The following is a 26,072-nucleotide window of genomic DNA, read 5'->3' on the forward strand; positions in this document are numbered from 1 at the left end:
CCGGAACGACAAGGGCGTACCCGCGGGCTTCGTCCACCTTGCACGGGCCGCGGGGGGGGACGACTTTTTGTCTCAACTCGGCATCAAGCGGGTATCAATCCTGTTTCAGTTGCCGCCAGTGCCCGCAAACCCGGCCAGCCGCCGTCGACGATATGCCAAGCTGGCAGAGCGGGTAGTCAGACTACGCCCGTTCGAGGCGTCGGCGACAACCACCGGCCGCAAAGGCAAGGAATCCCCATCGTGCAGTCAGTAAGCCATCAGCCCGGCGGGCGAAAGCGGAAAAAGTCCGCCGTCGCCGCGCCTGCGATGCTTGCTGTCCTTTTGCTGACCGGCTGTATCGCCAACGGTGGACCCACCCAAGCTACCTCCAGCGCGCCGCCCGTCAGCGTCCAGGAAGCTCCGGCCAGCAATGCTCCCCTGGAGACCACCCAGGCGTCCACCAAGATCCCGGTCTACTGGATTGGACGGAGTAAGGAAGACGTCTACCTGTACCGCGAATTCAGGGACATTTCCGGCGACGGAAACCCCGTCACCACAGCTCTGCGGATCATGATGGCCGAAAAGCCGTTGGACCACGACTTCTTCACACCCTGGCAGGACCCAGGCAGCCTGGCAACCTCCATTTCGGGCAAGAACGTGATCACGGTTGATATCTCGCGGGACGCCTTCAATTCCAACCTTGATGCAGGTATGGCGCAACGGGCTGTACAGCAGCTGGTCTACACGGCCACCGCAGCGGCGTCGTCGTCGGGGCCCTGATCAATTCAGGGCAGCAAATCCAGGTGGTCATTCTGGTCGAGGGCCACACGGATTTCATGGCGTTCGGCCAGGTGCGGCTCGGTCAACCGATGGCCAGGGACGCTTCCTTGGTTGCGCCACTGTGGATTATCGATCCGCAGGAGGACACCTCGCTGCCCGCCGGCGCCGTTAAGTTCAATGGCCGCAGCACCGACAGCTCCAAGCCGGTCAGCTGGCAGATTCTCCGGGACAACGGCAGCGGTGAGAAAACCAGCCTGTTGACCGGCCAGACAAAAGCCACCGGCGAGCCGGGACAATTCGGTGTGTTCTCCTTCAGCGCAACCCTGAAACCAGGGAAATACGAATTACGCGTGACCCAGGTTCAGGACTCCGGGCAAGCAGACACATCCACCACGGATACGCGTCTTTTCAGCGTCGGCTAGAGCCAGCGTCCCCAGGGTAGTTCCCCTGCCAGCCCACACCACCTACCAGCGGCCCAGGACGTCGGAGGCGAGTACGACGGCGGCGGGTCCCGCCGTCGATGACCTCAGGACGTGGTGGCCCAAGAGAGCCGTGACCGCCCCGGCGTCGCTGAGGCGCGTCACCTCGCGCGGCGAGATGCCACCTTCCGGCCCCACGATCAAGAGGACTTCACGCGGCGACCCCAGCCCGCCGCCTTCAGCCACGAGCGGCGCTTCAAGGACGGTCCGCAAAGGGTTCTTGGCGTCCTCGTGAAGGATCACAGCCAGGTCTGCGGCAGCAACAGCCTTTGCCAGCGCCGCGGAATCCAGGATGGGACGTACCTCGGGTATCCATGCCCTGCGGGCCTGCTTGGCCGCGGCAGTGACCACAGACTGCCACTTGGCGTGGGCCTTTGCAGCGCGATCCCCCTTCCAGCGGACAATGGATCGCTCGGCCTGCCAAGGGATCACGGCATCAATGCCCAGTTCGGTGGCCGTTTCAATAGCCAACTCGTCACGGTCACCCTTGGCCAATGCCTGGACAAGCACCAAACGCACATCCGGCTGGTCCTCGAAAATCACACTGGATGCCATGACGGACAAACTTCCAGGGCCGGTCTCTGCCACCGTGCCTGTCAGGCGGGCTCCTGCGCCATCGGCAATGTCCACGGCCTCACCGACGGTGAGGCGCTTCACCGTCACGGCATGCCGGGCTTCCGCACCGTCGATGACGAACAACGCGCCCGGCTCAACACCGTCCAGGCTCCCGGCAGGCGTGAAGAAAACGGGGTTGCTCACCGCTACAGGTTACCGAGCTTGTCCCGCAGCTTGGCGAACATGCCGCCGCTGGCCACGAGTTTGCCTTCGCTGAACTGCTCGCCCCGCAACTTGGCAAGCTGCTGCAGAAGCTCTTCCTGTGCCGGATCCAGCTTGACCGGCGTCTCAACGTGCAGGTGCACCTTGAGATCGCCGCGACCGTAGCCCCTGAGGTGGGTAACACCCAAACCGCGAAGCGTGATGACCTCGCCGGACTGGGTGCCGGCCTTGACGTCGATCTCCTGGGGCCCGTCAAAGGTTTCCAGGCTCAGTTCCGTACCCAAAGCAGCGGCCGTCATCGGAACGCTCAGTGTTGCGTGCAGATCGTCGCCTTCACGGATATAGGTGGAGTCACTGTTGACGCGGATCTCTACGTAGAGGTCGCCGGCAGGTCCGCCTGCCGGTCCTGCTTCGCCCTGGCCGGAGAGCTGGATCCGCGTACCCGTGGCAACACCGGCAGGTACCTTGATGGTGAGGGACCGGCGGCTACGGATGCGGCCCTGGCCGTTGCACTCATTGCAGGGATCCTTGATGACGGTACCGAAGCCTTCGCAGGAACCACAGGGGGCCGTGGTCATGACCTGGCCCAGGATGGATCGAACGGCCCTCTGGACCTGGCCACTGCCGCCACAAATGTCACAACGCTCCGGGTGGGTGCCCGGCCGGCAGCAGCTGCCATCACACGTGGGGCAAACCACTGCCGTATCAACTTCGAGCTTCTTGTTGACACCGAACACGGCGTCTTTGAGGTCGATGCGGACGCTGATGAGTGCATCCTGGCCCCGACGCACACGGGAGGCTGGTCCCGCTTGTCCGCCGGCACCGCCGAAGAAGGTGTCGAAGATGTCCTGGAAGGCAAAGCCTTGGCCTGAGTAGCCGCCGCCAAAGCCGTTGTCAGTGCCATTCTCGTTTCCGGTGGCATCGTAGACGCGGCGCTTCTGGGGGTCGGACAGCACTTCGTAAGCATGCGTCACGGCTTTGAACTGCTCCGCGACATCCTCCCCGGGGTTGACGTCCGGGTGAAGCTTTCGCGCCAACTTGCGGTACGCCTTTTTGATCTCTTCCCCGGTGGCTTCCGGTGAGACTCCCAAAACGTCATAGTGGCTGCTCAAAGTCGGTATCTCTTCCTTGTTGTAAAACGGTTCTTACCTCGGGGGCCGGCGTCAGCCGCCGAGAATGCGGGAAAGGTAGCGGGCCACGGCGCGCACGGCAGCCATGGTGGTGGGATAGTCCATCCGGGTTGGTCCAAGGATTCCGACCTTGGCTCCGGAGCCGTACCCCGTTGCCACGACCGAGGCCTCGGCCAGGCCATCGTAAGGATTCTCGCGACCGATGCTGACTGTCACGCCGCGGGGATCATCCCCCATATCGGACAACAACCGGAGCATGACAACTTGTTCCTCAAGAGCTTCCAGCACTGGCCCGATACTCAACGGGAAATCCACATTGGAGCGGGCAAGGTTGGCTGTTCCGGCCATGACGATGCGCTCTTCACGGCTGGTGTCGCTCAAAGCCTGGAGACCATGGGCAAGATGCTGCGCGAGTGCGCGAAGGTCCGGCGGGCACAGCGCCACGACGGATGGCAGCACCTGCGACAGCAGCGCCAGCTGGGTTCCCGCGATGCTGCCAAGGAACCGGGAGCGCAGGGCCATCAAGGCCTCGTTGCTGACATCGGAGCCAGCCTCGATGACCTTCTGGCCAACGCTTCCTGTATCTGCGATGAGTACCACCAGCACCTGCTTGGGCGCCAGGAGGACAAATTCAACGTGACGGACAAGTGCGCGGTTGGAGTGCGGGTACTGTACGACGGCGACCTGGTTGGTCAGTTGCGACAGCAGCCTGACGGTGCGCTCAAGGATGTCATCGAGGTCGTCCGGCCCTTCCAGCAGCGAGTGGATGGCTCGACGCTCCGCGGCGGACAACGGCTTGACCTGCGAGATCCTGTCCACGAACAGCCGATAGCCCTTGTCCGTTGGGATCCGGCCGGCACTGGTGTGCGGCGCCGCGATCAGGCCCTCTTCTTCAAGTACGGCCATGTCGTTTCGGATGGTGGCGCTTGAAACGCCGAGATGGTGCCGCTCCACAAGTGCCTTGGATCCAACCGGCTCACGGGAATGCACATAATCCTCAACAATTGCGCGCAGTACTTCAAGCTTGCGTGGCTCACTCATTGCAACACCTCCTGACGACTGTCCCGGCCTGTGTAGGACCGATAGCTTTTCGGACCAATACTTAGCACTCAACATGCCCAAGTGCTAACAAGTCTAGTATGAGCCAGCACGTTGCTAGCATTGAAACCGCCCGCGGGAGTTATTCCCAGCACAACCAGCACAAAGGGGTATGAAGTCCTTGGCTTTCGATACGTGGGGCCCGCAGGATCTGTCCGCTCCTGCCAAACGCCAGCTCCCCGAGGTAGCCGTCCAGCGCGGGATGGTCCTTGAAGACGTCCAGTCCGGCTGGGTGGGCGAAGTCACCCGCGTGGAGAAATCGGGGGGAATGCACATCGTCTCCCTTGAGGACCGGCGTGGTAAAACCAAGTCCTTCCAGCTCGGATTCGGTTTCCTGCTTGAAGGACAGGCCATCCGCCTCATGCCGCCGGCGACAAAGGCTCCTGGTTCGACTCCTGGTTCATCTCTGCAGCCGGGTCGAACGGCATCCGGGTCCGTCAGGGTCCTGGGCCAGCGTGCCCAGGTGGCCAAGGCGAGCCGTATTTGGGTGGAAGGCAAGCACGACGCCGAACTGGTGGAGAAAGTCTGGGGCGATGATCTCCGCATTGAGGGCATCGTCGTAGAGCCGCTGCACGGCGTGGACGATCTCAAGTCAGCGATCGCAGAGTTCTCCCCTGGGCCCGGCCGCAGGCTTGGGATCCTGGTAGACCATCTGGTAGCGGGCTCAAAGGAATCACGCATCGCCGCAGAAGCCATGACGGTGCCCGGAGCCGCCGGAAACGTGCTGATCGTGGGCCATCCGTACGTAGACGTCTGGCAAGCGATCCGGCCAAAAGTGTTGGGTATTGAGCGGTGGCCGGACGTTCCACGAGGCACTGACTGGAAGACCGGAATATTGACCGCTTTCGGTTGGCCGCACGAAACCGCCGAAGACATTGGACTCGGCTGGCAGCGCCTGCTTGGTGCGGTCCGCACCTACGCCGATCTGGAAGCCTCGCTGCTGGGAAGGGTGGAGGAAGTCATCGATTTCCTCACCACTGCCTGACGGTCTTGTCCTGAATTTACGTTTCCTGAACGCACTTTTCCCGGGGACGTAACGGGGCGTTGGTCCCGGGATGACCCGGAACCCAGTATTCTGGGACAGCAACACTGCAGCATCTTTACAGCAAAGGGAAGACACCGTGGCAGAGAACGCTCCTGAAGAACCGGGCAGCGCCGCAGGCCAGCCCCAGTACCATGGCGCGCCCGCAAACGCACTCCCACTGACGGCAAGCGAAGACCGCCAGTGGGCCACCCTTGCGCACTTCGGGGGAATTCTGGGATGCCTGCCCTCCCTGCTGATCTATCTGATCTTCCGTGATCGCGGGCCGTTTACGGCGCAGGAATCCAAGGAAGCCCTGAACTTCACGCTCCCTCCGACCCTCGCAGCAGTCCTGGCGAATATCCTTGTTCTGCTTCCAGTGGTGGGCAATATCTTTGCAGTCATCGCCACGGGCATCTGGGTAGCACTTACGTGCTTCTCAGTCTCGGCTGGTATTCGTGTCAACCACGGGCAGCCCCACCGCTACAAGCTCAACCTGCGCTGGATTAAGTAGTCCCGGGCCTCCGCAGGATTCTTCCGACGGTTAGTCCGGCAGAATCCTGCGCACCACGGCGTCCGCCAGTAGCCGGCCTTTGAGCGTAAGAACCAGGCGACCCTTGAAGGCCGCAACCGGGTCCACCAGCTCTTCAGCGATAAGTCCCGCCATCGCATGGCGGCCAACTTTGTCCAACGCATCCACCGCTAGCCCTGTACCGAGCCGCGCCTCAAGCATGATGCGCTCGACTTCCCGGGTGTCGGCGTCGAGGGTTTCCCTGCCGGCTGCCGGCGAGTCTCCTGCAGCCAGCCTGTTGGCATAAGCCGTGGGGTGCTTAACGTTCCACCAGCGGACACCGCCCACGTGGGAGTGGGCGCCGGGACCAATACCCCACCAGTCATCGCCCCGCCAATAGGCAAGGTTGTGGCGGCAGGCTTGTTCATGCGTTTTCGACCAATTGCTGACCTCATACCACGTCAGGGCCGGCTTCGGAGATCAATTTGTCAGCGAGCTCATATTTGGCGGCGTGGTCGTCGTCGTCGATTCCGGGGACTTCGCCGCGGCGGATTTGGGCCGCCAGCTTTGTGCCGTCTTCGACGATCAGGGCATACGCGCTGATGTGATCGGGTTCGTAGGAGAGGGCAGTCTCAAGGGACAGTTGCCAATCCGCCATCGACTCTCCCGGCGTGCCGTAGATGAGGTCAAGGCTAACGGCCAGGCCAGCCTCGCGCGCCCACTGGACCACCAGCGGAACACGGCTGGGCGTATGGGTGCGATCCAGCACTTTGAGCACGTGCGGCACCGCGGACTGCATGCCGAAGGAGACGCGCGTAAAGCCGGCATCAGCGAGCACCTTGAGTGATTCCGGCGTCACGGAGTCGGGGTTGGCTTCGGTGGTCACCTCTGCGCCCGGCTCAAGTCCCCAATGCCCGACGGCGGCGCGCAGGATATGTGCCAAGTCCTCGGCAGGGAGCAACGTGGGTGTTCCCCCGCCGAAGAATACGGTGCTCAGGGGCCGCTCCGGCAAGCCGGAAGCATTCAGGGCCGTTGCCGCGAAGTCCAGCTCGGTGACGGCCGTTTGGGCATAAGCATCCTGCGACGCCCCACCGCCGAGCTCCGTGGCCGTATAGGTATTGAAGTCGCAATAGCCGCACCGCACCGCGCAGAACGGGATATGCACATACAGCCCGAACTTGCGGTGCTCGACGCCGGTCAGCACCTGCGGAGGCAACAAGCCATCCGCAGGTGCCGGGTCGCCCAAAGGAAGGACGCTGGGCATCTACTTCTTGGCCTTGTCCTTGGACTCGTCGGTGGTCAGCGCGGCAATGAAAGCCTCCTGGGGCACTTCAACCCGGCCCACCATCTTCATGCGCTTCTTGCCTTCCTTCTGCTTCTCAAGCAGCTTGCGCTTACGGGTGATGTCACCGCCGTAGCACTTGGCAAGAACGTCCTTGCGGATGGCCCGAATGCTTTCCCGGGCAATGATGCGCGATCCGATGGCAGCCTGGATGGGCACCTCGAACTGCTGACGCGGGATGAGTTCGCGCAGCTTGCCGGTCATCATCACACCGTAGGCGTAGGCCTTGTCACGGTGGGTGATGGCACTGAAAGCATCCACTTGCTCGCCCTGGAGAAGGATGTCCACCTTCACAAGGTCCGCGACCTGTTCGCCGTCGGCCTTCCAGTCCAGTGATGCGTAACCGCGTGTCTTGGACTTCAGGAGGTCGAAGAAGTCGAAGACGATTTCGGCCAGCGGGATCCAGTAGCGCAGCTCCACGCGGTCTTCGGACAAGTAGTCCATGCCACGCATCTGGCCACGGCGGCTCTGGCAGAGCTCCATGATGGATCCCACGAACTCGTTGGGCGCCAGGATCGTAGCGGACACCATGGGCTCGCGGACTTCTGCGATCTTGCCTGTGGGATATTCGCTGGGGTTGGTCACGTGGACCACCTTCTTGTCCTCCAGCGTGACCTCGTACTCAACGTTGGGAGCTGTGGAGATGAGGTCCAGGTTGTACTCGCGCTCAAGGCGCTCACGGGTGATTTCGAGGTGCAGCAAACCCAGGAAGCCAACGCGGAAGCCAAAGCCCAGGGCGGCGGACGTCTCGGGCTCGTAGACCAGGGCGGCGTCGTTAAGCATCAGTTTCTCGAGGGCATCGCGGAGAACAGGGTAGTCAGTTCCATCGAGCGGGTACAGACCCGAGAACACCATCGGCTTGGCGTCGGCGTAGCCGCTGAGCGACTCCGATGCCGGCTTGGCGAGGTTGGTTACGGTATCGCCCACCTTGGACTGGCGAACATCCTTCACACCGGTGATGAGGTAACCCACTTCACCGACTCCGAGGCCCCTTGGACGGTGTAGGCTCCGGGGAACTCACACCGATCTCCAGGAGCTCGTGCGTGGCCCGTGTTGACATCATCTGGATGCGTTCCCGCGGATGCAGCATGCCATCCACAACGCGGACGTAGGTGACCACGCCACGATAGGTGTCATAGACGGAGTCGAAGATCATGGCACGTGCCGGTGCGTCGGGATTGCCGACGGGGGCAGGGAGGTCGCGGACGATCTTGTCCAGCAACGCTTCCACGCCTACACCGGTCTTACCCGAAACCTTCAGGACATCTTCCGGGTCTCCGCCAATAAGGTTGGCCAGTTCTGCCGCATACTTTTCAGGCTGGGCAGCCGGAAGGTCGATCTTGTTCAGCACGGGGATGATGGTGAGGTTGTTCTCCATCGCCAGGTAGAGGTTGGCAAGCGTCTGGGCTTCGATGCCCTGCGCTGCATCAACCAGCAGCACGGCGCCTTCACAGGCTGCCAGGGAGCGCGATACCTCATAGGTGAAGTCGACGTGGCCAGGAGTATCGATCATGTTGAGGGCATAGCTGGTGCCATCGAGTTCCCATGGCATACGTACTGCCTGGGACTTGATGGTGATGCCGCGCTCACGTTCGATGTCCATACGGTCCAGATACTGGGCCTTCATGTCGCGCTGTTGAACGACGCCGGTGTACTGCAGCATGCGGTCGGCCAGGGTGGACTTACCGTGGTCGATGTGGGCAATGATGCAGAAGTTCCGGATGATGGCCGGATCTGTTGCGGCGGGCACCGGTGCGGTGCGGGCCATGGGAGACACGCAGGATCCTTACTGTCGACACTCACGCGGCATATCCACCGGCTGGGCAAAGGCCAGCCGGGACACGCCGCGCATCTGATCCTCTAGTCTCCCACGAACCTGCGGTTCCCCGTACATTCCTGCCGGTCTCGATGAAGCGCCGCGTACGTTCGCTCGCCGGACCATCGCGGTAGCGTTGTCCGCATGGCTTTGGACTTGCGCCCACTGGGCAAACTCATCCTTCGATCCCTCAAGACACTTGGCGGCGGCAGCACCAATAGCAGGAACAACGCTCCCGCTGGTTTCCCGAGGCAGAAGAGCCGGCAATCCGCCGTCGGGCCTCAACCGGCTGCCTACCCGGGCGACTACCCCGGCGACTTCGTGGGAGCAGCAAAACTGCACTACTCCCCCAAACCGGATGGGCGGCCCGATCCCGGAGAAATTGTGTGGACCTGGGTCCCGTTCGAAGAGGATTTCTCGCAGGGTAAGGATCGCCCGGTGCTGTTGGTTGGCAGGGATGGCGAGTGGCTGCTGGGCCTCATGCTGACGTCCAAGGACCACGACAACGGCAGGCGCGCCGGGGATTACGTTGATGTTGGAGTGGGCCAGTGGGACCGTCAAGGGCGCCCGAGTGAAGTCAAACTTGACCGTGTGATCCGGGTGAACCCGGAGGCGATCCGTCGTGAAGGTGCAGTCCTCGGCAAGCCGGCGTTCCTTGAGGTTTCCCGTCCCTGAGGGAACTTCATGGCTGGAGCTGATCAATCGGTCCACACTGGGCCCCGCTTTCTGCTATCCTTTATAGCTGTGTGTCCGTGCAGGTCGACGGCCACTCATGGTTGGCTGCCATAGGCATCCCCACGCCGCTCAGTCGATGGCCAACCTGAAAACCCTCTAGACCATTTCCGCATTAAAAAGAGAGTTCATACGTGGCTAATATCAAGTCCCAGAAGAAGCGCATCCTCACCAACGAGAAGGCTCGTCTGCGTAACAACGCCGTCAAGTCCGAGCTGAAGACGGCCATCCGCGCCGTTGCCACCGCCGTTGAGTCTGCTGACAAGGATGCTGCTGCAACTGCACTTGTTGCTGCCAGCCGCAAGCTGGACAAGGCTGTCAGCAAGGGCGTTATTCACAAGAACAACGCTGCAAACCGCAAGTCGGCGATCTCCAAGAAGGTCAACGCACTCTAAGGTTTTCCAGTTCGACTGAGCTGATCAAAAGGCCGGCACCCTCGGGTGCCGGCCTTTTGGGTTTAACCGAAAGCCGGCGCGAATGCGCCAGCTTCAGCGACGGCTGGCCGACGTGGCGATCACCGTGACCGCGTGCTCCACGGCGTAGACCGGATCACGCGACTCACCCTTCACCTGGGCATCCGCCTCGGCGATGACCTGGATGGAGCGGATCAGGCCTTCCGGGGTCCAACGGCGGACATCGCGCTGGGCCTGCTCCACAAGCCACGGCTGCATTCCCAGGTTCCTGGCGATGGTGGCCGGAGACCCGTTCGCTCCAGCCACCTTGGCCAGCGTCCGCAGTTTCGCCGCAAGCGCAGCCACCAAGGGGACTGGATCAACCCCGGTGGACAGGGCATGCCGCAAGGTGGACAAAGCCACCGGTCCGTTGCCGGCCATGGCAGCATCGGCCACCTTGAACGCCGTAGCTTCCACCCGGCCGCCGTAGTAGCGCTCCACGGTTTCGGCCGTGACAGCTGTGGTGGCGTCGGCAATCAGCTGGTTGCAGGCGGCCGCAAGCTCGGACAGATTGGCTCCCACCGCATTGACGAGGGGCCTGGACGGCTTCGCCCTCAATCCGGCGACCACCGGCTTTGAACTCCGAGACAACAAACGCAGTTTTGTCCGCTTCCTTCTTAAGAGGCTGGCAATCGATCACAGGCCATCCAGCGGATTTCACGGCGTCCAGCAATTTTTTCCCGCGAACACCGCCGGCATGGCGGAGCACCAAAACCACATCCTGCTCGGGATGGGACAAGTAGGACAAAGAGTCAGCCAGGAACGCATCATTCATGGCTTCCAAGCCCTCTACTTCGATCAGCTTTCCCTCGCCGAACAGAGATGGGGTTACGGTCATCGCCAGGGAACCGGCCTCGTAGGAACCAGCATTCAGCCTGCTGAGTTCAACATCAGGTGTTGCCGTCCGGACGAGGGATCTGATGCGGTCCATGGCCCTGATACCGAGGTATTCCTCCGGGCCCGTGATCAGCACCACCGCGGCGGGCGTCGCGTCCCGCCAACTGACGGTGTTGGCAGCGACGCTCTTGGCCCGGGTGTTTTGGGCAGCAGCCACAGTTGGTTCCTTCCGGAGGATTTTTTGCAGACTTCAAGTCTGCCATGCCTTGGCGGCCGCGCGTGGCTCGTCCCACCCTGGGCGGATGCGCAGCAACCCGAACAGGCAGCCACCTTGCGTTGTTGTCCAGCCTTTCCAACACAACCATCAGGCGGTGGTGAAGGACCATGATCCTCCGGAGCACACCGCTTGGATGCAGGGCTGTCCAGACAACGAGTATGGTGACCACCGAGGAAAAGGTCATGGCAACAATGCCCGCCGGACCTTCCGCCCACGGGAGTGCCGCGCCGGGTAGTCCGGCAAAGAACCGTGCTATGCCCGCCACACCGCTGGCGCTGGCACCCGCCAGGGCGATGGGGATTGCCGCAGCCCAGGGATGGATCGCGGAGAGCGGCACGGCCAGGGTCCCCAAAATCGTCACGGGAGCCACGAGCGGACCAGCCATCACGTTTGCAAGGAGTGCATACGGCGAGAACTGGGGTTGGAGTGCAACGATGACTGGCCCACAGAGCACCTGGGCGGACAGGGGCACGGAAACCCCTACTGCCAACCACTTGGGAATGGTGTCAGGAAACCACGACGCTATCCGGCCCGCGAGCAGCACGATGCCAAGCGTAGCCAGGACGGAGAGGAGGAAGCCAAAGTTGCTGGCTAGGGTGGGATCCAGCAGGAGAAGAACAACCGTAGCCAAGCATAGGAAAGTCAGCGGCCTTCCCCGCAGCCCGCCCGTCAATGCAGCCATCCCGACCAGTCCCATGAGCGCCGCGCGCAGGACGCTGGGCTCCGGCCCTACCAGCACTACGAACGCAGCAAGCCCACACCCTGCGAAAGCGGCAGCGAACGGACGAGCCAGTCCCAGGCTTCTGGCAACCAGGATGAAGCCGCCCAAAATTAAGCTGCAATTCGCCCCACTTACAGCTGTTAGGTGGACCATCCCGGTTGTCTTCATGTCCGCTTCAAGGCTCTCCGAAAGCTCGCTGGTGTCGCCAGTCACCATTCCTGGCAGCAGACCGGCAGCATCGGGAGGCAACCAACTTGCAGAATCGCGTAAGTGCCCGCGCAGCTGGGCGGCCACGTCTTGCAGGTCGAAGGCAGAGCCCATCACAACTGGTCCGGTGGTGGCTGTCAGCATCGCCGTTTCTGATTGTCCGGGCCGGATCTCCTTCAGCGTGCCCGTTGTTCGCACGTGCTGTCCCGGGCGTACGTCCCGCCACGCATCGTCGCCAATGACCACAAGGGAGGCAGAACCTCGAATGACATTCCCTCCGGAGGTAAGGTCGACCAGGCTGGCCGGAACCGACCATCGGGTGTCGCCGGAGTGGCCGGGTTGGGGCGCCTCTGAAGGGCTGCCAGTGACCCGGACCTGGATGACCACGCCAGCGTGGGCGTCGACGGCTGCGGCGAGGGGGCCTTGGTCCCGCTTGCCGGCAGCCAAGGCACAATGACCAGCAGCCACAGCACCCAGCACACAGGCCAAGGCGAGAGTGGCCGGAACTGTCCTGGCGCGTGATGTCCCCGTTGCCCGCAGGCGCGAAGAGAGCAGCAAGGCGCTGGCAACACCGGCAAGGACTACGCCTATAGTCGCCGACCACGCAGCGGCGAGAACACCGCAGGCAAGTGCCGCGGCCCAGGTGACAAGAACGGCAGGGACCAGACGGAGATCCAGACGCCTCAGCAAGGGATTTCCGTGTGAATCCTCAGCCACCCTGCACCGTCACCAAATCCTGGAGCGACTCCATGAGCTTGGGTCCGATGCCATCAATGGCATCCAACTCTTCCACTGAGGCAAACGCTCCGTGCTCCTTGCGCCAATCTACGATGCGCTGGGCCATCACGGGACCAACCCTGGGCAGTGTCCCGAGCTCTTCCACGGAGGCAGTGTTGATGTTGACCTTGGCGCCTCCGGATCCCGGGCTGACCTGGGTCTCTGCCGGCCCACCTGCGCCGTTTCCGCTCCCTGTTTCCTGGGAAGTCTCCTGCTGGGACGCCTCCCCCACAGCCGGAACATGGATCTTTGCCCCGTCTGTGACTAGTTCCGCGAGATTAAGGCCGTTTAGGTCAGCAGTGGCGGTTGCCCCGCCTGCAGCATCGATCGCCTGAAAGACCCGGCTTCCTTCTGCAAGCGAAACGACACCGGGATTCTGTACCGCACCGGCAACATGGACCAGCAGCATCTTCGTGTTTTGAGACGGCGGCGTCGGTCCACTGGAATTCAGCCCGTCAGGTTCAGTCACGCTTCCCTCGACCGGTACCGACTGACTCAGGGGCTCTGTAGTGGGTTGTCCGGTGGCCGCCTGGAGAAGGAACCACGCCGCGCAGGCGGCACCAACGACCGACACCGCAATCGCAACCCTCCAGGACGTTCGCCACCGAAACCGCGCCGCCATTGTCTCTTGGCCTTGGAGGGGGTCCGAAGCCGAAGCCTCCGGCGCGGGCTCTTCGAGCGGAGGCATGGCAAGCAAGGGAGCCGGATCATCCGGAGGGTTCAGTCCCGCGGCGAGCCGCCGTCTGGCTGCCAGTGCTGCGGCGTCTGGGGACCCATCCCGATTCCAGCGTGGCATGATTCGAGCCTACGAGGGGCGCGAAAGGAGTGCACTGGGCCTCTTGGGCTATGTGGAAAAGCTCACGTGGGTGTGCTGCTCTCCCCCACGATAACCGCCAGTACACCCAAACCCGCGTGCGCCGCGAGGACTGCGGGGAGGGCACTGATCTGGGCGGGAGGACAGTCCGGGCATTTGTCCCGAAGGCGTGCGGCCAACGCTTCGGCCTCCAGCTGGTTACCAAAGTGATGAACCGCCAGCCGTTGCTGACCAGCAGGTCTGGAAGCGACATCGGCCGCCACGATCTCCTCAAGCCGGGCTACAGCGCGCACAGCGGAGCGGACCTTTTCCAACGGAACGATCCTGCCGCCGTCGACCGCAAGTATTGGCTTGATGGCCAGCACCGTCCCCAGCAGCGATGCCGCGGCTCCAATGCGTCCCCCACGCCTGAGCTGCTCCAGGCTCGGAACGTAGAAGTAGACCTTGGTACGTTCCATGCGCTTTTCCGCAAAAGCGCGGACTTCAGCTGCGGGCAGGCCAGCGGCCGCAGCAACCACGGCGCTCTGCACTCCCATGCCTTGCGCCATTCCGACGGTGCGTGAGTCCAGTACCTCCACCGGGATACCAACCCGTGCCGCAGCAAGACGCGCGGCATCGGCGGTTCCGGACAATTCGGCGGAAATATGGATGGACACCACGGCTTCGAACCCGCGGTTCTGCGCGGCACGATAGGCCTGTTCAAACTGGCCGGGCGAGGGCCGGGATGTCTTCACGGATGCGCCCGACGCCAAGGCAACGGCCAACGTTTCGGTGATGTCGTCTTCGCCCTCACCGTAGATTTCGCTTCCCACCATGACGGGCATGGGAACGACGGCCAGGCGCCCGTCCGCGGCAAAGGCCGCCACCCAGTCCGCTGGCAGGGCGGCTGCCGAATCAGTTACCACGGCGGTCTTTACTACGGCGGGAAGCGCCTCATCGGCAATGGGAACCGGGAGCGCGGGCTGCCGGAGGCGGGACAGCCGTTCCTTGAGCCACATCCAGGCAGGTGGTTCTCGCTCGGGCACGCAACCTCCAACAATGGTGACCGGCCGCCGGCACAAATGCCGGCGGCCGCAAAGTCCGTGATGCCTGGTTAGGCGGGGACGATGTTCACCAGTTTAGGCGCCCGCACGATTACGGTGCGGATGCCACGGCCGTCCATGGCGCGCTGGACATTTTCGGATGCGAGTGCCAGTTCGCGCAGTTCGTCCTCGCTGATGTCCGGCGATACTTCGAGCCTGTCGCGGACCTTGCCCTGGACCTGCACAACGGCGGTGACGGTGTCCTGGACGAGCAGGGCGTCGTCGTGCTTTGGCCAGCCGGCATTGGCCACGGAGGCAGGGTGTCCCAGTGTGTTCCAGAGATCTTCTGCCGTGTACGGGGCAAAAAGGCTCAGGATCACAGCGACGGCCTCAACGGCCTCGCGCACGGCGGGGTCTGCTCCACCCGCTCCGGAGTCGATGGTCTTACGCGTCGCGTTGACCAACTCCATGAGCCGTGCCACTACGACGTTGAACTTGTTGTTGTCCAACAGTTCAGCGGCATCAGCGATGGTCTTGTGGGTCACCGTGCGCAAGGCGCGGTCACCGGCACTGGCATCGGCTCCGGGTTCGCTGGTGACGTCCTGGCCCAGGCGCCAGGCACGGGCCAGGAACTTGGCCGAACCGGACGGCGAGACGTCCGCCCAGTCAACATCGTCCTCAGGTGGCGAGGCGAAGACCATGGTCAGGCGAACGGCGTCAACGCCGAACTTGTCCAACTGCTCGCCAAGGTCCACACCATTGCCAAGGGACTTGCTCATGGCCTTGCCGCCATTGAGCACCTGGCCCTGGTTGAGCAGCGCGCTGAAGGGCTCGCTGGCGTCGATCAGGCCAATGTCCTTGATGACCTTGGTAAAGAACCGGGCGTAGAGCAGATGCAGGATGGCGTGCTCCACGCCGCCCACGTACTGCCCCACGGGCATCCAGTCATTGATCTTCGACGGATCAAACGGGCCCTCGGTGTAGTGGGGCGAGACGAACCGCAGGAAGTACCAGGAAGAGTCCACGAACGTATCCATGGTGTCCGTGTCGCGCTGTGCTGCCCTGCCGCAGTTGGGGCACTCGACGTTGACCCATTCGACGGCGGCGGCCAGCGGTGAGGTGCCCTTGGGCGCCAGCGCCTCTCCGCGCAGGTCTTCGGGCAGCTTCACGGGCAATTGGTCGTCGGGAACGGGCACTTCGCCGCATTCGGCGCAGTGAATGATCGGGATGGGCGTGCCCCAGAAGCGCTGGCGGCTGAGCAGCCAGTCGCGGAGCCGGAAGTTGACGAACTTCTCGCCGGTTCCCAACTTCTCCAGAATCCCGATGGCGGCCGGGATGGCCTCCGACTTGGACAGGCCATCCAAGTCGCCGGAGTTCTTGAGCTGTCCTTCGCCCGCGGTGGCCACACCGGTCTCGGCGGGGTCTTCCTCGCCTGTATCAAGTACGGCGCGCACGGGCAGGCCAAACGCCTTGGCGAAATCGAGGTCGCGTTGGTCGTGCGCCGGAACAGCCATGATGGCTCCAGTGCCGTAGTCGGCCAGAACGTAGTCGGCGGCCCAAACAGGAAGCTTCTCACCGTTGAGCGGATTGATCGCGTAGCGTCCGGTAAACACGCCGGTCTTCTCGCGCTCCGTGGACTGGCGCTCGATCTCGGAGAGGGCCTTGACCTTTTCCCGGTAGGCCATGAGTTCGTCATGCTGTTCAGGTGTAACGAGGTCCAGGGCCAAATGCGCATCCGCAGCAACCACGAAGAATGTTGCGCCGTAAAGGGTGTCCGGGCGGGTGGTGAAGACGGTGACTTCGCGCTCTGCACGGTCCTGGGTGCCCTCGATGACAAAGCGGACGTGGGCGCCCTCGGAGCGGCCGATCCAGTTCCGCTGCATGGCCAGCACGCGCTCGGGCCAATGGCCCTGGAGCTGGTCCATGTCCTCGAGCAGGCGGTCGGCGTACTCGGTGATCTTGAAGTACCACTGGTTCAGGGACTTCTTGGTGACGGCCGTGCCACAGCGCTCACAGGCACCGTTGACTACTTGCTCGTTCGCGAGGACGGTGAGGTCCTTGGGGCACCAGTTGACGGGCGAGTCCTTGCGGTACGCCAAGCCACGCTCATAGAAGCGCTTGAACAGCCACTGGGTCCACCGGTAGTACTCGGGGTCGGACGTATGCAGGCGCCGGGACCAGTCGGCCGAAATGGCGTAGCGTTTGAACGAGGCAGCCTGGGTGTCGATGTTGGCGTAGGTCCACTCGCTGGGGTGGGCGTTGCGCTTAATTGCCGCGTTCTCAGCGGGGAGGCCGAACGAGTCCCAACCGATGGGGTGCAGGACGTCGTAGCCCTTCTGGCGCAGGTAGCGCGCTACGACGTCGCCCATGGCAAAGGCCTCGGCGTGCCCCATGTGGAGGTCGCCTGAGGGGTAGGGGAACATGTCCAGCACGTAGCGGCGTTCCCGCGAACCATCGTCAAGTGGAGTGAACACTTTGAGGTCTTCCCAGACCTGCGGCCACTTGGCTTCCATCGCGGCGAAGCTGTAGACGCCTTCTTCAGGCGCTCCAGCTGCGGCTGTCTGTGCTGTTCCGGTCTCTGTCTCCGGCTGAACGCTCACTGCTGCCCTCTTCTGTTCTTCGATGGCGGTTTTGCCTCCTGCTGCGCTCCAGGTAAAGCCCCGGACACACAAAAGCCCCTCGACAATGGAGGGGCGGCCGCTCGGCTGTTGATTGCCGGGCGGCTAGCTAAGCAGAAGGATCGCACGCATAGATCTACAATAGCGCACGATCATACTTCCACTCGCCGACAAAGCATGGTTGGCGGCGCAGCGGCCCGCATCAAAAAAGGGGCCGATGACTCCCCGCCATGGTGTGGTGGGCACCCGCGGTGGGCCCCCAGCTGCGAGGGTCCCACCGCGAGCTTGCGAGCGGCGGGAGCAGCTGGGGACGGGCGGGCGGGAGTCATCGGCCCCTTTTTTGAACTACTTAACGTCCTCGTCGACCCAATCCATGGATTTGGTCACGGCCTTCTTCCAGAGCCGCAGCTGACGCTCCTGCTCTTCGGCAGGCAGCTGCGGTTCCCAGCGCTTGTCCTCGCCCCAGTTGGCGCTGAGTTCGCCCAGGTCCTTCCAGAATCCGACGGCCAGGGCCTGCAGCGTACGCGGCGCCCAGGGCGGTGGTTTCAACCACCTTCGGGCGGACTACCGGTACGCCGAGGATGTCGGCCTGGAACTGCATGAGTGCCTCGTTGGCGACCATGCCGCCGTCGACCTTCAGTTCGGTGAGGGGCACACCCGAGTCCGCGTTGACGGCGTCGAGTACCTCGCGGGTCTGGAACGCAGTCGCTTCAAGCGCAGCACGCGCAATGTGGCCCTTGTTGGCGAAGCGGGTGAGGCCTACGATCGCGCCTCGCGCGTCAGCCCTCCAATACGGAGCGAACAATCCGGAGAACGCGGGGACGATGTACACGCCACCGTTGTCTTCGACTGCGGCGGCGAGTTCTTCCACCTGGGGTGCGGAGCTGATCATGCCGAGGTTGTCACGCAGCCACTGAATCAGGGAACCGGTGACGGCGATGGAACCTTCCAGGGCGTAGTGGGGCTTGTCGTCGCCGAGCTTGTATCCCAGGGTGGTGAGCAGACCGTTCTTGGAGTGGACGATTTCCTCGCCGGTGTTGAAGATCAGGAAGCAACCCGTGCCGTAGGTGTTTTTCGCTTCACCGGCTTGGAACGCGGCTTGACCAAATGTCGCGGCTTGCTGGTCGCCCAGGATGCCGGCCACGGGAACTTCGCGCAGCAACTGGGAGGTGTGGACGTGTCCGTAGACCTCGGAGGAGGATTTGATGGCGGGCATCATGGAGGCCGGGACGCCGAAGACGTCAAGAATTTCCTGGTCCCATTGCAGCGTTTCAAGGTCCATGAACATAGTGCGGGACGCGTTGGTTACGTCAGTGACGTGCACGCCGCCGTCGACTCCACCTGTCAGGTTCCAGAGAACCCAGGCGTCGGTGTTCCCAAACAAGAGGTCGCCGGCTTCTGCGCGTTCGCGGGCGCCGTCGACGTTGTCCAGGATCCACTTGATCTTGGTTCCGGAGAAGTAGGTAGCCAGGGGCAGTCCAACCTTCTGTTTGAACCGTTCAGGTCCACCGTCCCTGGCAAGCTCGTCCACAATGGGCTGGGTCCGTGTGTCCTGCCAGACGATGGCGTTGTAAACCGCCTCGCCCGTGTTCTTGTCCCAGACCACGGCGGTTTCACGCTGGTTGGTGATTCCGACGGCGGCAATATCGTGCCGCGTCAAGTTCGCCTTCGACAACGCTGAACCTATGACCTCCCGGGTGTTGTTCCAGATCTCGGCGGGGTTGTGCTCGACCCAACCTGCCTGCGGGAAGATCTGCTCATGTTCCATCTGTCCCGTTGACACAATGTTGCCGGAGTGGTCAAAGACGATGGCGCGGGAGCTGGTGGTGCCTTGGTCGATGGCGATGACGTATTGATTCATGGTGACGTCCTTGTCTCAGTGGTTATTGGCGATTATTGATCGGGTAGGGCGTATTGCCGCGTAAGGGTGTCTAGCCGGCGACGGACGGCATGATCCCTGGAACGATGTTGGCCATGAGGCCTGCCAGCGTACCGCCGACAAGGGGCCCAACGACAGGGATCCAGGAGTAGGCCCAGTCGCTGGAACCCTTGCCCTTGATGGGGAGGATGGCGTGCGCGATGCGGGGTCCAAGGTCACGTGCCGGGTTGATGGCGTAACCGGTGGGGCCACCGATGGACACACCGATACCGACCACGAGCAGCGCTACCGCCAACGGGCCCAGGCCCGAGGGGGTGCCGCCGAAAGTCAGGATGACGAAAACCAGGACGAACGTGCCAATGATTTCGGTGATGAGGTTCCACGGGGTTGAACGGATGGCAGGCCCGGTGGAGAACGTTCCCAGCTTGTTTGCTGCCAGCGGCTCCTCATCGAAGTGCTGCTTGTAAGCGAGCCAGCAAACAACGGCGCCCAGGAATGCCCCCAGCAGTTCGCCGCCGAAGTACGTCAAGGTGGAAGCGAAGTCCACGCTGACATCGGGCGCGTATTCCTTGCTTCCCTTGACGAGCAGGCCCAAGGTGACAGCCGGGTTCAGGTGCGCACCGGACTTGGCGGCCACGAAAACGCCCGCGAAGACCGCAATACCCCAGCCCCAGGTCACCATCAAGAATCCACCGTTGTTGCCCTTGGTGCCTTTGAGCGCAACGTTGGCCACGACGCCACAACCCAGCAGGGTCAGCATCATGGTTCCGAATACTTCGGAAAGGAAAACTATTCCAAGAGACATCTTTGACTCCTCATTTTTCTGTTGTCAGCCTCCTCGCGGGTTGAAGAGGCTGTTGGGACAGTTCCGTTTTCCGCAACCATCCCGGTGTGGTGAGCCCCCAAGGGGCTCACCTACCCCGTTTGCCGTCCCTGTCGTCTGGCTTCCTGGCCACACAGTGGGACGATCAAGCATTTTGTGTGGGCAGCCTCAAGCCACGAGACTGTGCACGTCAACCTTGTGGAACCGCCGCAGCACTTCCTGGGCGTGCCGCACTTCTGCCTCACGGTCAGCGGCATCCCACCCAAGCGGTTCAGCCAATGCTGCAGCAATTTCGTTCAGCAACTCGCCGGTCACCAGGCCGCGGAACGCGAGGGACGTACGTCGGATGAGGACATCCACCAGATGCCCGACCTGCTCGTTTTCGGCCATGAATGCCAACTCGCGAACACTGAGTTCCCGGGTTGAACGAAGCGGCGCGTCGTGTCCTGCGTTCAGGTAATCGATGACGGTCTCTGCCCGTGTTCCATACCGCGTCAGGAGTCCAGCCACGCGGTCCGCGTCCAGTCCGGGCCCCATGTGCTTCTTGATCCACTCCTGCTCACCTTGTTCCGTGGCAGGGAAGCCAGCGCCGCCGCCGATGGCGAGTTTCGCCGTCGAAATTTTCCGTTCCCGACCAAGTTCGCGAAGAACGTCGTTGGTCATGTGTTCGGCCAGTGCCCGGAAAGTAGTCCACTTGCCACCTACCAGGCTCAGTACGACGGCGGCCTTGCCGCCTGGCGTAGCCATGGCACCTTCGCCGGTGCGGACGCTGCGTTCGATCCTGTAGTCCCTTGAGACAAATCCCGGTTGGGTTGCGTCGTGGCGCGGCAGTGGACGGACTCCGGCGAAGCTGTAGACGATCTGGTCGCGGTCCACCTTGATTGTGGGGAACACGTGGCCGATCAGGTCGAAGAAGTAGTCGATTTCGGATTCGGTACAGACGGCGTCTTCTGACATGTCGGCGTCGACGTCCGTGGTGCCCACCAGCACCCGGTCCCCCATCGGGTAAATAAGGACGATGCGGCCGTCCGTGTGTTCGAAGAAGATCTCCCGGCCATTGCAGGCGGCCAGCAGCCCAGGGTGGTCCAGCACAATGTGCGAGCCCTTGGTGCCGCCCATGAACTGGCTGGCGGCTCCCATGGCCTGGTTGGTGAGGTCCACCCACGCACCGGTGGTGTTGACGATGACGTCTGCCTGGAAATCGAACTCCTTGCCGCTCAATTCGTCGCGTAGCCGGACTCCGTCAGTACCCATGGAAACCAGCGAGACGTAGTTGCTGGCCCGGGCCGTCCCGCCAGGCAGGCCACCACCGCGCCCGGCCTTCTCGCCATCCTGAAGCACGTCCAGGGTGAGCCGCTCAGGGTTGTGGACGGACGCGTCAAAGTAGGTTGCCGTGGACTTGATTCCCGGGTGCAGCTTGGGCAGCTCCGCCAAAGCCTTGTCCTTGCCGCGGAACTGGTGCCGGGGGACGCTGCCACCGTCACGGGAGAAGAAGTCGTACATGCTCAGGCCGAGCTTGATGAGGAAGGCGCCGCGTTCGTTCGGTTTGCCCTGTTTGTGGGTGAGGAAGCGAATGGGCGCGGACAGGATGCCGGAGAAGGTGCTGAAGATGGGAATGGTGGTCTGCAGCGGCTTGACGTAATGCGGGGCGATCCGAAGAAGGCGGTTGCGCTCCACCACTGATTCCTTGACAAGGCGGAACTCACCGTTCTCCAAGTAGCGGATGCCGCCATGGATCATGTGCGACGATGCACCGCTTGCGCCCTGGCAGTAGTCACCACGCTCCACAAGCGCAACATCAATGCCCTGCAAGGCCAGGTCACGGAAGGTCCCTACGCCGTTGATACCCCCGCCGATAATCAGCACCTTCGCCGACGGCCGCTCCCGCAAGGCGGTTACAGACTCACGCCGATGCGCATCAGAGGAGGTAGAAATCCTGTTGTGTCCCAAAACTGCTCCCTTGGGCTTGGTTTGTGCGCGGCGTTACGTTCGCTGCACCTTTCACCACTAATCTGGCGAAGGTGGAAAATGGAGTCAAGCTATATGCACAAACGTGCAGTAAGGAAATGAGATGGGACGCTCACGTCACTCGGATGCCCTCCGGGCCGCACAGATGTACTACCTGCAGGACCTGACCATGGACGCCATTGCGCGTGAGTTGCGGACCTCGCGCTCCACTGTTTCAAGGCTCTTGTCTTCCGCCCGGGAAACAGGCTTGGTCCAGGTCCAGATCCGCAGCCCGTTTGATACCGCCCCCGAGCTTGAGAGCCAGATTCGCGAGAAATTCAAGGTGGACGTCCACGTAGTGCCCGTGCTTGACACCTTGAACGAGGCTGAGACGCTGGACCGCGTGGCCATGCAGGCAGCTCGGACCATAGGACCCCTGGTGGATTCCAATGCCATCATCGGCATTGCCTGGGGTGCAACGCTCAGCGCTGTAAGCCGGCACCTGACCCGGAAAGTCACGCACGACACCATCGTTGTCCAACTCAACGGCGCCGGGAACATGCAAACAACCGGCATCACCTACGCGAGCGACATCATGCGGCGCTTCGGCAGCGCCTACGGAGCGCGGGTCGAACAATTTCCCGTGCCGGCGTTTTTCGATCACGCGGCCACCAAGACGGCCATGTGGAATGAACGCAGCGTTCAACGCATCCTGGATCTGCAGGCGCGCATGAGCATCGCCATTTTCGGTGTTGGATCCGTTGATTCGGACTATCCAAGCCATGTGTATGCCGGCGGCTACCTCGACGAACAAGACCTCAGCATGTTGGCCGCCGACGACGTGGTGGGCGACGTAGCCACGGTCTTCTTCCGCAGTGATGGATCATCTGACGGCATTACCCTGAACGAGCGGTCGACTGGTCCAAGCCATGAACAGCTACGGCAGGTACGACGCCGGATTTGCGTCGTGTCCGGTGCCTCCAAAATCAACGGCCTGCAGGGCGCCCTGGCAGCCGGACTTGCCACTGACCTCATCCTCGACGAAGCCTCGGCGCGACGCCTGGTGAGTTTCAATGGCCAGTCCTGAGGCTTTCGGCCGGGGAATGGGTAGAGTCGTTGATATGAGATTCCCGGCCCGGCTGACATTGAACAACGGCGTGATGATGGACCGCCTGGGATTCGGACTCTATAAGGTGCCGCCCAAAGGAGCTGAAGCTTTGGTGAGCACTGCCCTCGGCGAAGGCTATCGGCGGTTCGATACCGCCGCCATGTATCGCAACGAAGTAGGCGTAGGCCGCGCGATCGGTGGTGCAATCGGCGATGCCAATGAGGCAAATCTCGGCACGGGTGGTTCCGGCGAATCCGTGCATGCCCTGACCCGGGAAGACGTCTTTGTCACCACCAAGGTCTGGAATGACGACCACGGTTACGACTCCACGCTCCGGGCTTTCGATTCATCCATGGCCAACCTCGGACTGGACTACGTGGATCTTTACCTCATCCACTGGCCGTGTGCCGGACGAGGCCTGTTCGTGGAGACCTACAAAGCCATGGAAACCCTGTACAGGGAAGGCAAAGTCCGGGCCATTGGGGTTTCGAACTTCCAGCCCGGGCACTTGGAAGAACTCATGCAGAAAGCCGAAGTGGTCCCGGCCGTTAATCAAATAGAGCTGCACCCCTGGCTTCAGCAGCCCAGGCTGCGGACACTGCATGAACAACTCGGGATCCGAACCGAAGCATGGAGTCCCCTCGGCCGTGGGCAGGTCCTTGCCGATCCTGCGATTACGGATTTGGCTCACAAGTACGGCAGGACACCGGCCCAAATAATCCTCCGGTGGCATCTCCAGCTTGGGAACCTCGTCATTCCGAAAGCAAGTTCCGCGGGGCGGATCAAGGAGAACTTTGCCGTTTTCGACTTCGAACTCGAGGCAGCAGACATGGACGGCATGGCGGCGCTTGAACGCCACCACCGCACGGGCTCGCACCCGGACAACGTGAATTAGGAACGGCCGAATGGAAAAAGTGGACACCGCGCAAACCCCGGAAGGCGCAGATGCCCCGTTTGAATTCATCAGCAAATCCCTGCAGGGACGCACTATCGCCTCTGATGTGGACGTCGATGGCAGCAATGTGGCGTATTGGACGTACGAACCCGTCAAACCCACACAGGATGCCCGCACGATTTTGGTCATTCACGGTTTTCGGGGTGACCACCACGGATTGCTCCGTGTAGCGGACCTGCTTCCGGACATGCGGATCATCATGCCTGACCTCCCTGCGTTTGGCAGTTCGGATCCTTTCCTTTACGACGAACACACGGTTGAGCGTTACGGCCATTTCATCTCCGGTTTCATGGCCGCGCTGGGCCTGGGCCCCAAGACCGTGCTGCTGGGCCATTCCTTCGGCTCCATCGTCGCGAGCCATTTTGCGGCCCGGAATCCCGGCGCCATTTATCCATTGATCCTTATCAACCCCATCGCTGCACCCGCTTTGGAGGGTCCCAAGGGGATCATGACCAAGCTCGCGGTGTTTTACTATCAGGTGTCTGCCAGGCTTCCAAGGCGCCTTGGCCTTGCCCTCCTGCGCAACCGCGCCATTGTCCGCGTCATGAGTATCACCATGGCCAAGACCAAAGACAAAAACCTGCGTCGCTTCATACATGGCCAGCACGATGCCTACTTCAGCGCATTCGCGGACCGGAGGAGCCTGCTCGAATCCTTCAAGGCATCCGTGTCGGGAACAGTGGCCGACGTCGCCGGGGAGTTGCGCCTCCCCGTGCTGCTGATCGCGGGCGAAAAGGACGAGATCGCCACTCTGCCCAACCAGCACAAACTGATGGAACGCCTTCCGGAGGCCACGCTGGAAGTGATTCCCGACGTCGGGCATTTGATCCACTACGAGACTCCGGCCCCGGCTGCTGCAGCCATCCGCACATTCCTGGAGGAACACCCCGCGTGAAAATTGTCATCGACGCCCGCTTCACCAGGACGGACCACCACGATGGCATCAGCCGGTACGGTTCAAGCCTCATTGCAGCAACATCCAAAATTGCGGATGTCACCATGCTCATCAATGACGAACGCCAGCTGGCTTTGCTTCCCGACGTGCCCTACGTGATTGTCAACAGCCCGCTGTCCCCACTCGAGCTGTTCGTGGCCCGTAAAGTCAACCCTCTGAAGGCCGACGTCGTGGTGTGCCCGATGCAAACCATGGGAACCTTGGGGCGGAAGTATGGCCTGATCCTTACGCTTCACGATCTCATCTATTACGAACACCCCGCTCCCCCGGGGTTCCTTCCGGCTCCGGTGCGCCTGCTCTGGAGGCTGTACCACAAGGCGTTCTGGCCGCAGCGCCTTCTGCTGAACCGGGCTGACGTGGTGGCAACCATCAGCAGGACCACAGAGGCTTTAATGGCCAAGTACACCTTGACCCGCCGCCCCGTACGGATCGTTGGCAACGCCCCGCAGCCCGGCCAGACTCCCCGCGATCCTTCGGCCGGAGCGGATAAGACCCTGCTGTACATGGGTTCGTTCATGCCTTACAAGAACGTGGAAACCATGATTCGGGGAATGGCAGGCCTGCAGGATTACACACTGCACTTGCTCAGCCGGATTACGCCCCAGCGTCGGGCCGAACTCGAGGCCATGGTGCCCCACGGGGCAAAGGTCCTGTTCCACAACGGTGTAACAGACGCCGAGTATGAAGAGCTTTTGACCAGGGCGACTGCACTCATCAGCTTGTCGCGGGCCGAGGGATATGGCTTGCCCCTGGTGGAGGCGATGTCCCTGGGTACGCCCGTTATCGCCAGCGACATTCCAATTTTCCGGGAAGTGGGCGCCGATGCGGTCAGCTATGTTGACCCCGGTTCACCCTCGGAGTTCGCTGCGGCTGTCACGGCGCTGGGTGATGACGCATTGTGGCAGGAACGTTCCCGCAGGTCCGTGGAACGTGCTGGAGACTTCAACTGGGACGAATCCGCCCGGCAGTTGCTGGCTGCGGCAGAAGAGGTCGTGGCGCTTCGTAAGCGCTAGCG

The 26,072-nt window shown here is 62.3% G+C and carries 19 protein-coding genes and 4 pseudogenes; 10 read left to right on the plus strand and 13 right to left on the minus strand.

Annotation, left to right across the window (positions count from 1 at the left end):
- Window positions 1-240: 240 nt before the first annotated feature.
- Window positions 241-759, plus strand: a complete 519-nt coding sequence (locus LDP01_RS23635; protein ID WP_346658903.1) for a GerMN domain-containing protein — start codon at window positions 241-243, stop codon at window positions 757-759.
- Between the two features lie 23 nt (window positions 760-782).
- Window positions 783-1,181, plus strand: a complete 399-nt coding sequence (locus tag LDP01_RS23640) for a hypothetical protein (RefSeq protein ID WP_346658904.1) — start codon at window positions 783-785, stop codon at window positions 1,179-1,181.
- A gap of 42 nt (window positions 1,182-1,223) precedes the next feature.
- Here LDP01_RS23640 and LDP01_RS04350 read toward each other — a convergent pair whose 3' ends face one another.
- From LDP01_RS04350 to hrcA, 3 genes are read right to left on the minus strand one after another with little or no spacing between them, the layout of a single operon-like run.
- Window positions 1,224-1,997 (minus strand): 16S rRNA (uracil(1498)-N(3))-methyltransferase, encoded by a 774-nt coding sequence (locus LDP01_RS04350; RefSeq protein WP_224090484.1) that lies wholly within the window; start codon window positions 1,995-1,997, stop codon window positions 1,224-1,226.
- Window positions 1,998-1,999: 2 nt separating this feature from the next.
- Window positions 2,000-3,127 carry a molecular chaperone DnaJ gene (gene dnaJ / locus LDP01_RS04355; RefSeq protein WP_224090489.1) on the minus strand — a complete coding sequence of 376 codons (1,128 nt, stop codon included), beginning with the start codon at window positions 3,125-3,127 and terminating at the stop codon, window positions 2,000-2,002.
- 51 nt (window positions 3,128-3,178) lie between these two features.
- The gene (gene hrcA / locus LDP01_RS04360; protein WP_224090492.1) at window positions 3,179-4,186 is read right to left on the minus strand and encodes a heat-inducible transcriptional repressor HrcA; all 1,008 of its coding nucleotides are present in this window, start codon (window positions 4,184-4,186) and stop codon (window positions 3,179-3,181) included.
- Between the two features lie 178 nt (window positions 4,187-4,364).
- Between hrcA and LDP01_RS04365 the strand changes: the two genes are divergently transcribed.
- Both LDP01_RS04365 and LDP01_RS04370 read left to right on the plus strand, forming a co-directional pair.
- The gene (locus LDP01_RS04365; RefSeq protein WP_224090493.1) at window positions 4,365-5,228 is read left to right on the plus strand and encodes a DUF3097 domain-containing protein; all 864 of its coding nucleotides are present in this window, start codon (window positions 4,365-4,367) and stop codon (window positions 5,226-5,228) included.
- Window positions 5,229-5,364: 136 nt separating this feature from the next.
- Window positions 5,365-5,778, plus strand: coding sequence for a DUF4870 domain-containing protein (locus LDP01_RS04370; protein ID WP_224090496.1), 414 nt, complete (start codon window positions 5,365-5,367; stop codon window positions 5,776-5,778).
- Between the two features lie 30 nt (window positions 5,779-5,808).
- Here the strand turns inward: LDP01_RS04370 and hemW are convergent.
- Window positions 5,809-7,039: pseudogene (gene hemW / locus LDP01_RS04375) on the minus strand (radical SAM family heme chaperone HemW).
- A pseudogene (gene lepA, locus LDP01_RS04380) lies at window positions 7,040-8,894 on the minus strand (translation elongation factor 4).
- A gap of 183 nt (window positions 8,895-9,077) precedes the next feature.
- On the opposite strand from lepA, the gene LDP01_RS04385 reads away from it, so the two are divergent.
- The gene (locus tag LDP01_RS04385) at window positions 9,078-9,608 is read left to right on the plus strand and encodes a type II toxin-antitoxin system PemK/MazF family toxin (protein WP_346658905.1); all 531 of its coding nucleotides are present in this window, start codon (window positions 9,078-9,080) and stop codon (window positions 9,606-9,608) included.
- Window positions 9,609-9,799: 191 nt separating this feature from the next.
- The gene (gene rpsT, locus LDP01_RS04390; RefSeq protein ID WP_223932984.1) at window positions 9,800-10,060 is read left to right on the plus strand and encodes a 30S ribosomal protein S20; all 261 of its coding nucleotides are present in this window, start codon (window positions 9,800-9,802) and stop codon (window positions 10,058-10,060) included.
- A gap of 93 nt (window positions 10,061-10,153) precedes the next feature.
- Here rpsT and holA read toward each other — a convergent pair.
- From holA to LDP01_RS04430, 8 genes and pseudogenes are all read right to left on the minus strand, one after another.
- Window positions 10,154-11,048 (minus strand): annotated as a pseudogene (gene holA, locus LDP01_RS04395) (DNA polymerase III subunit delta).
- Entirely contained in the window at window positions 11,008-12,876 is a 1,869-nt protein-coding gene (locus LDP01_RS04400) for a ComEC/Rec2 family competence protein (RefSeq protein ID WP_224090504.1), read from the minus strand. Before LDP01_RS04400 ends, holA begins: the two are co-directional and overlap by 41 nt.
- Window positions 12,869-13,405 carry a helix-hairpin-helix domain-containing protein gene (locus LDP01_RS04405; protein WP_224090511.1) on the minus strand — a complete coding sequence of 179 codons (537 nt, stop codon included), beginning with the start codon at window positions 13,403-13,405 and terminating at the stop codon, window positions 12,869-12,871. Before LDP01_RS04405 ends, LDP01_RS04400 begins: the two co-directional genes overlap by 8 nt.
- Window positions 13,406-13,794: 389 nt before the next feature.
- Window positions 13,795-14,775, minus strand: coding sequence for a DegV family protein (locus tag LDP01_RS04410; protein WP_224090513.1), 981 nt, complete (start codon window positions 14,773-14,775; stop codon window positions 13,795-13,797).
- Between the two features lie 68 nt (window positions 14,776-14,843).
- Window positions 14,844-17,372 (minus strand): leucine--tRNA ligase, encoded by a 2,529-nt coding sequence (gene leuS / locus LDP01_RS04415; RefSeq protein ID WP_224090516.1) that lies wholly within the window; start codon window positions 17,370-17,372, stop codon window positions 14,844-14,846.
- 363 nt (window positions 17,373-17,735) lie between these two features.
- Window positions 17,736-19,251: pseudogene (glpK, locus tag LDP01_RS04420) on the minus strand (glycerol kinase GlpK).
- Window positions 19,252-19,321: 70 nt separating this feature from the next.
- A complete protein-coding gene (locus tag LDP01_RS04425) occupies window positions 19,322-20,074 on the minus strand; it encodes an MIP/aquaporin family protein (RefSeq protein ID WP_224090521.1) in 753 nt (250 codons plus the stop codon).
- A 186-nt stretch (window positions 20,075-20,260) separates the two neighbouring features.
- Window positions 20,261-22,042, minus strand: coding sequence for a glycerol-3-phosphate dehydrogenase/oxidase (locus tag LDP01_RS04430; RefSeq protein WP_224090524.1), 1,782 nt, complete (start codon window positions 22,040-22,042; stop codon window positions 20,261-20,263).
- Window positions 22,043-22,163: 121 nt separating this feature from the next.
- Between LDP01_RS04430 and LDP01_RS04435 the strand changes: the two genes are divergently transcribed.
- From LDP01_RS04435 to LDP01_RS04450, 4 genes are read left to right on the plus strand one after another with little or no spacing between them, the layout of a single operon-like run.
- Complete coding sequence (locus tag LDP01_RS04435; protein ID WP_224090525.1) at window positions 22,164-23,126, plus strand: sugar-binding transcriptional regulator; 963 nt, start codon at window positions 22,164-22,166, stop codon at window positions 23,124-23,126.
- 34 nt (window positions 23,127-23,160) lie between these two features.
- Window positions 23,161-24,042, plus strand: coding sequence for an aldo/keto reductase (locus LDP01_RS04440; RefSeq protein WP_224090527.1), 882 nt, complete (start codon window positions 23,161-23,163; stop codon window positions 24,040-24,042).
- 10 nt (window positions 24,043-24,052) lie between these two features.
- Window positions 24,053-24,997 (plus strand): alpha/beta fold hydrolase, encoded by a 945-nt coding sequence (locus tag LDP01_RS04445; RefSeq protein ID WP_224090529.1) that lies wholly within the window; start codon window positions 24,053-24,055, stop codon window positions 24,995-24,997.
- Window positions 24,994-26,070 (plus strand): glycosyltransferase family 4 protein, encoded by a 1,077-nt coding sequence (locus LDP01_RS04450; RefSeq protein WP_224090530.1) that lies wholly within the window; start codon window positions 24,994-24,996, stop codon window positions 26,068-26,070. Before LDP01_RS04445 ends, LDP01_RS04450 begins: the two co-directional genes overlap by 4 nt.
- Window positions 26,071-26,072: the final 2 nt, after the last annotated feature.

Origin of the sequence: Arthrobacter sp. StoSoilB13, from assembly GCF_019977255.1 — a bacterium.
In the GTDB taxonomy this organism is placed as follows: domain Bacteria; phylum Actinomycetota; class Actinomycetes; order Actinomycetales; family Micrococcaceae; genus Arthrobacter.

Excerpts from the sequence above, each read along its gene's own strand:
- hrcA (WP_224090492.1), bottom strand. The coding sequence starts at position 4,186 with ATGAGTGAGCCACGCAAGCTTGAAGTACTGCGCGCAATTGTTGAGGAT.
- LDP01_RS04425 (WP_224090521.1), bottom strand. The coding sequence starts at position 20,074 with ATGTCTCTTGGAATAGTTTTCCTTTCCGAAGTATTCGGAACCATGATG.
- LDP01_RS04440 (WP_224090527.1), top strand. The coding sequence starts at position 23,161 with ATGAGATTCCCGGCCCGGCTGACATTGAACAACGGCGTGATGATGGAC.
- LDP01_RS04445 (WP_224090529.1), top strand. The coding sequence starts at position 24,053 with ATGGAAAAAGTGGACACCGCGCAAACCCCGGAAGGCGCAGATGCCCCG.
- LDP01_RS04385 (WP_346658905.1), top strand. The coding sequence starts at position 9,078 with ATGGCTTTGGACTTGCGCCCACTGGGCAAACTCATCCTTCGATCCCTC.
- LDP01_RS04435 (WP_224090525.1), top strand. The coding sequence starts at position 22,164 with ATGGGACGCTCACGTCACTCGGATGCCCTCCGGGCCGCACAGATGTAC.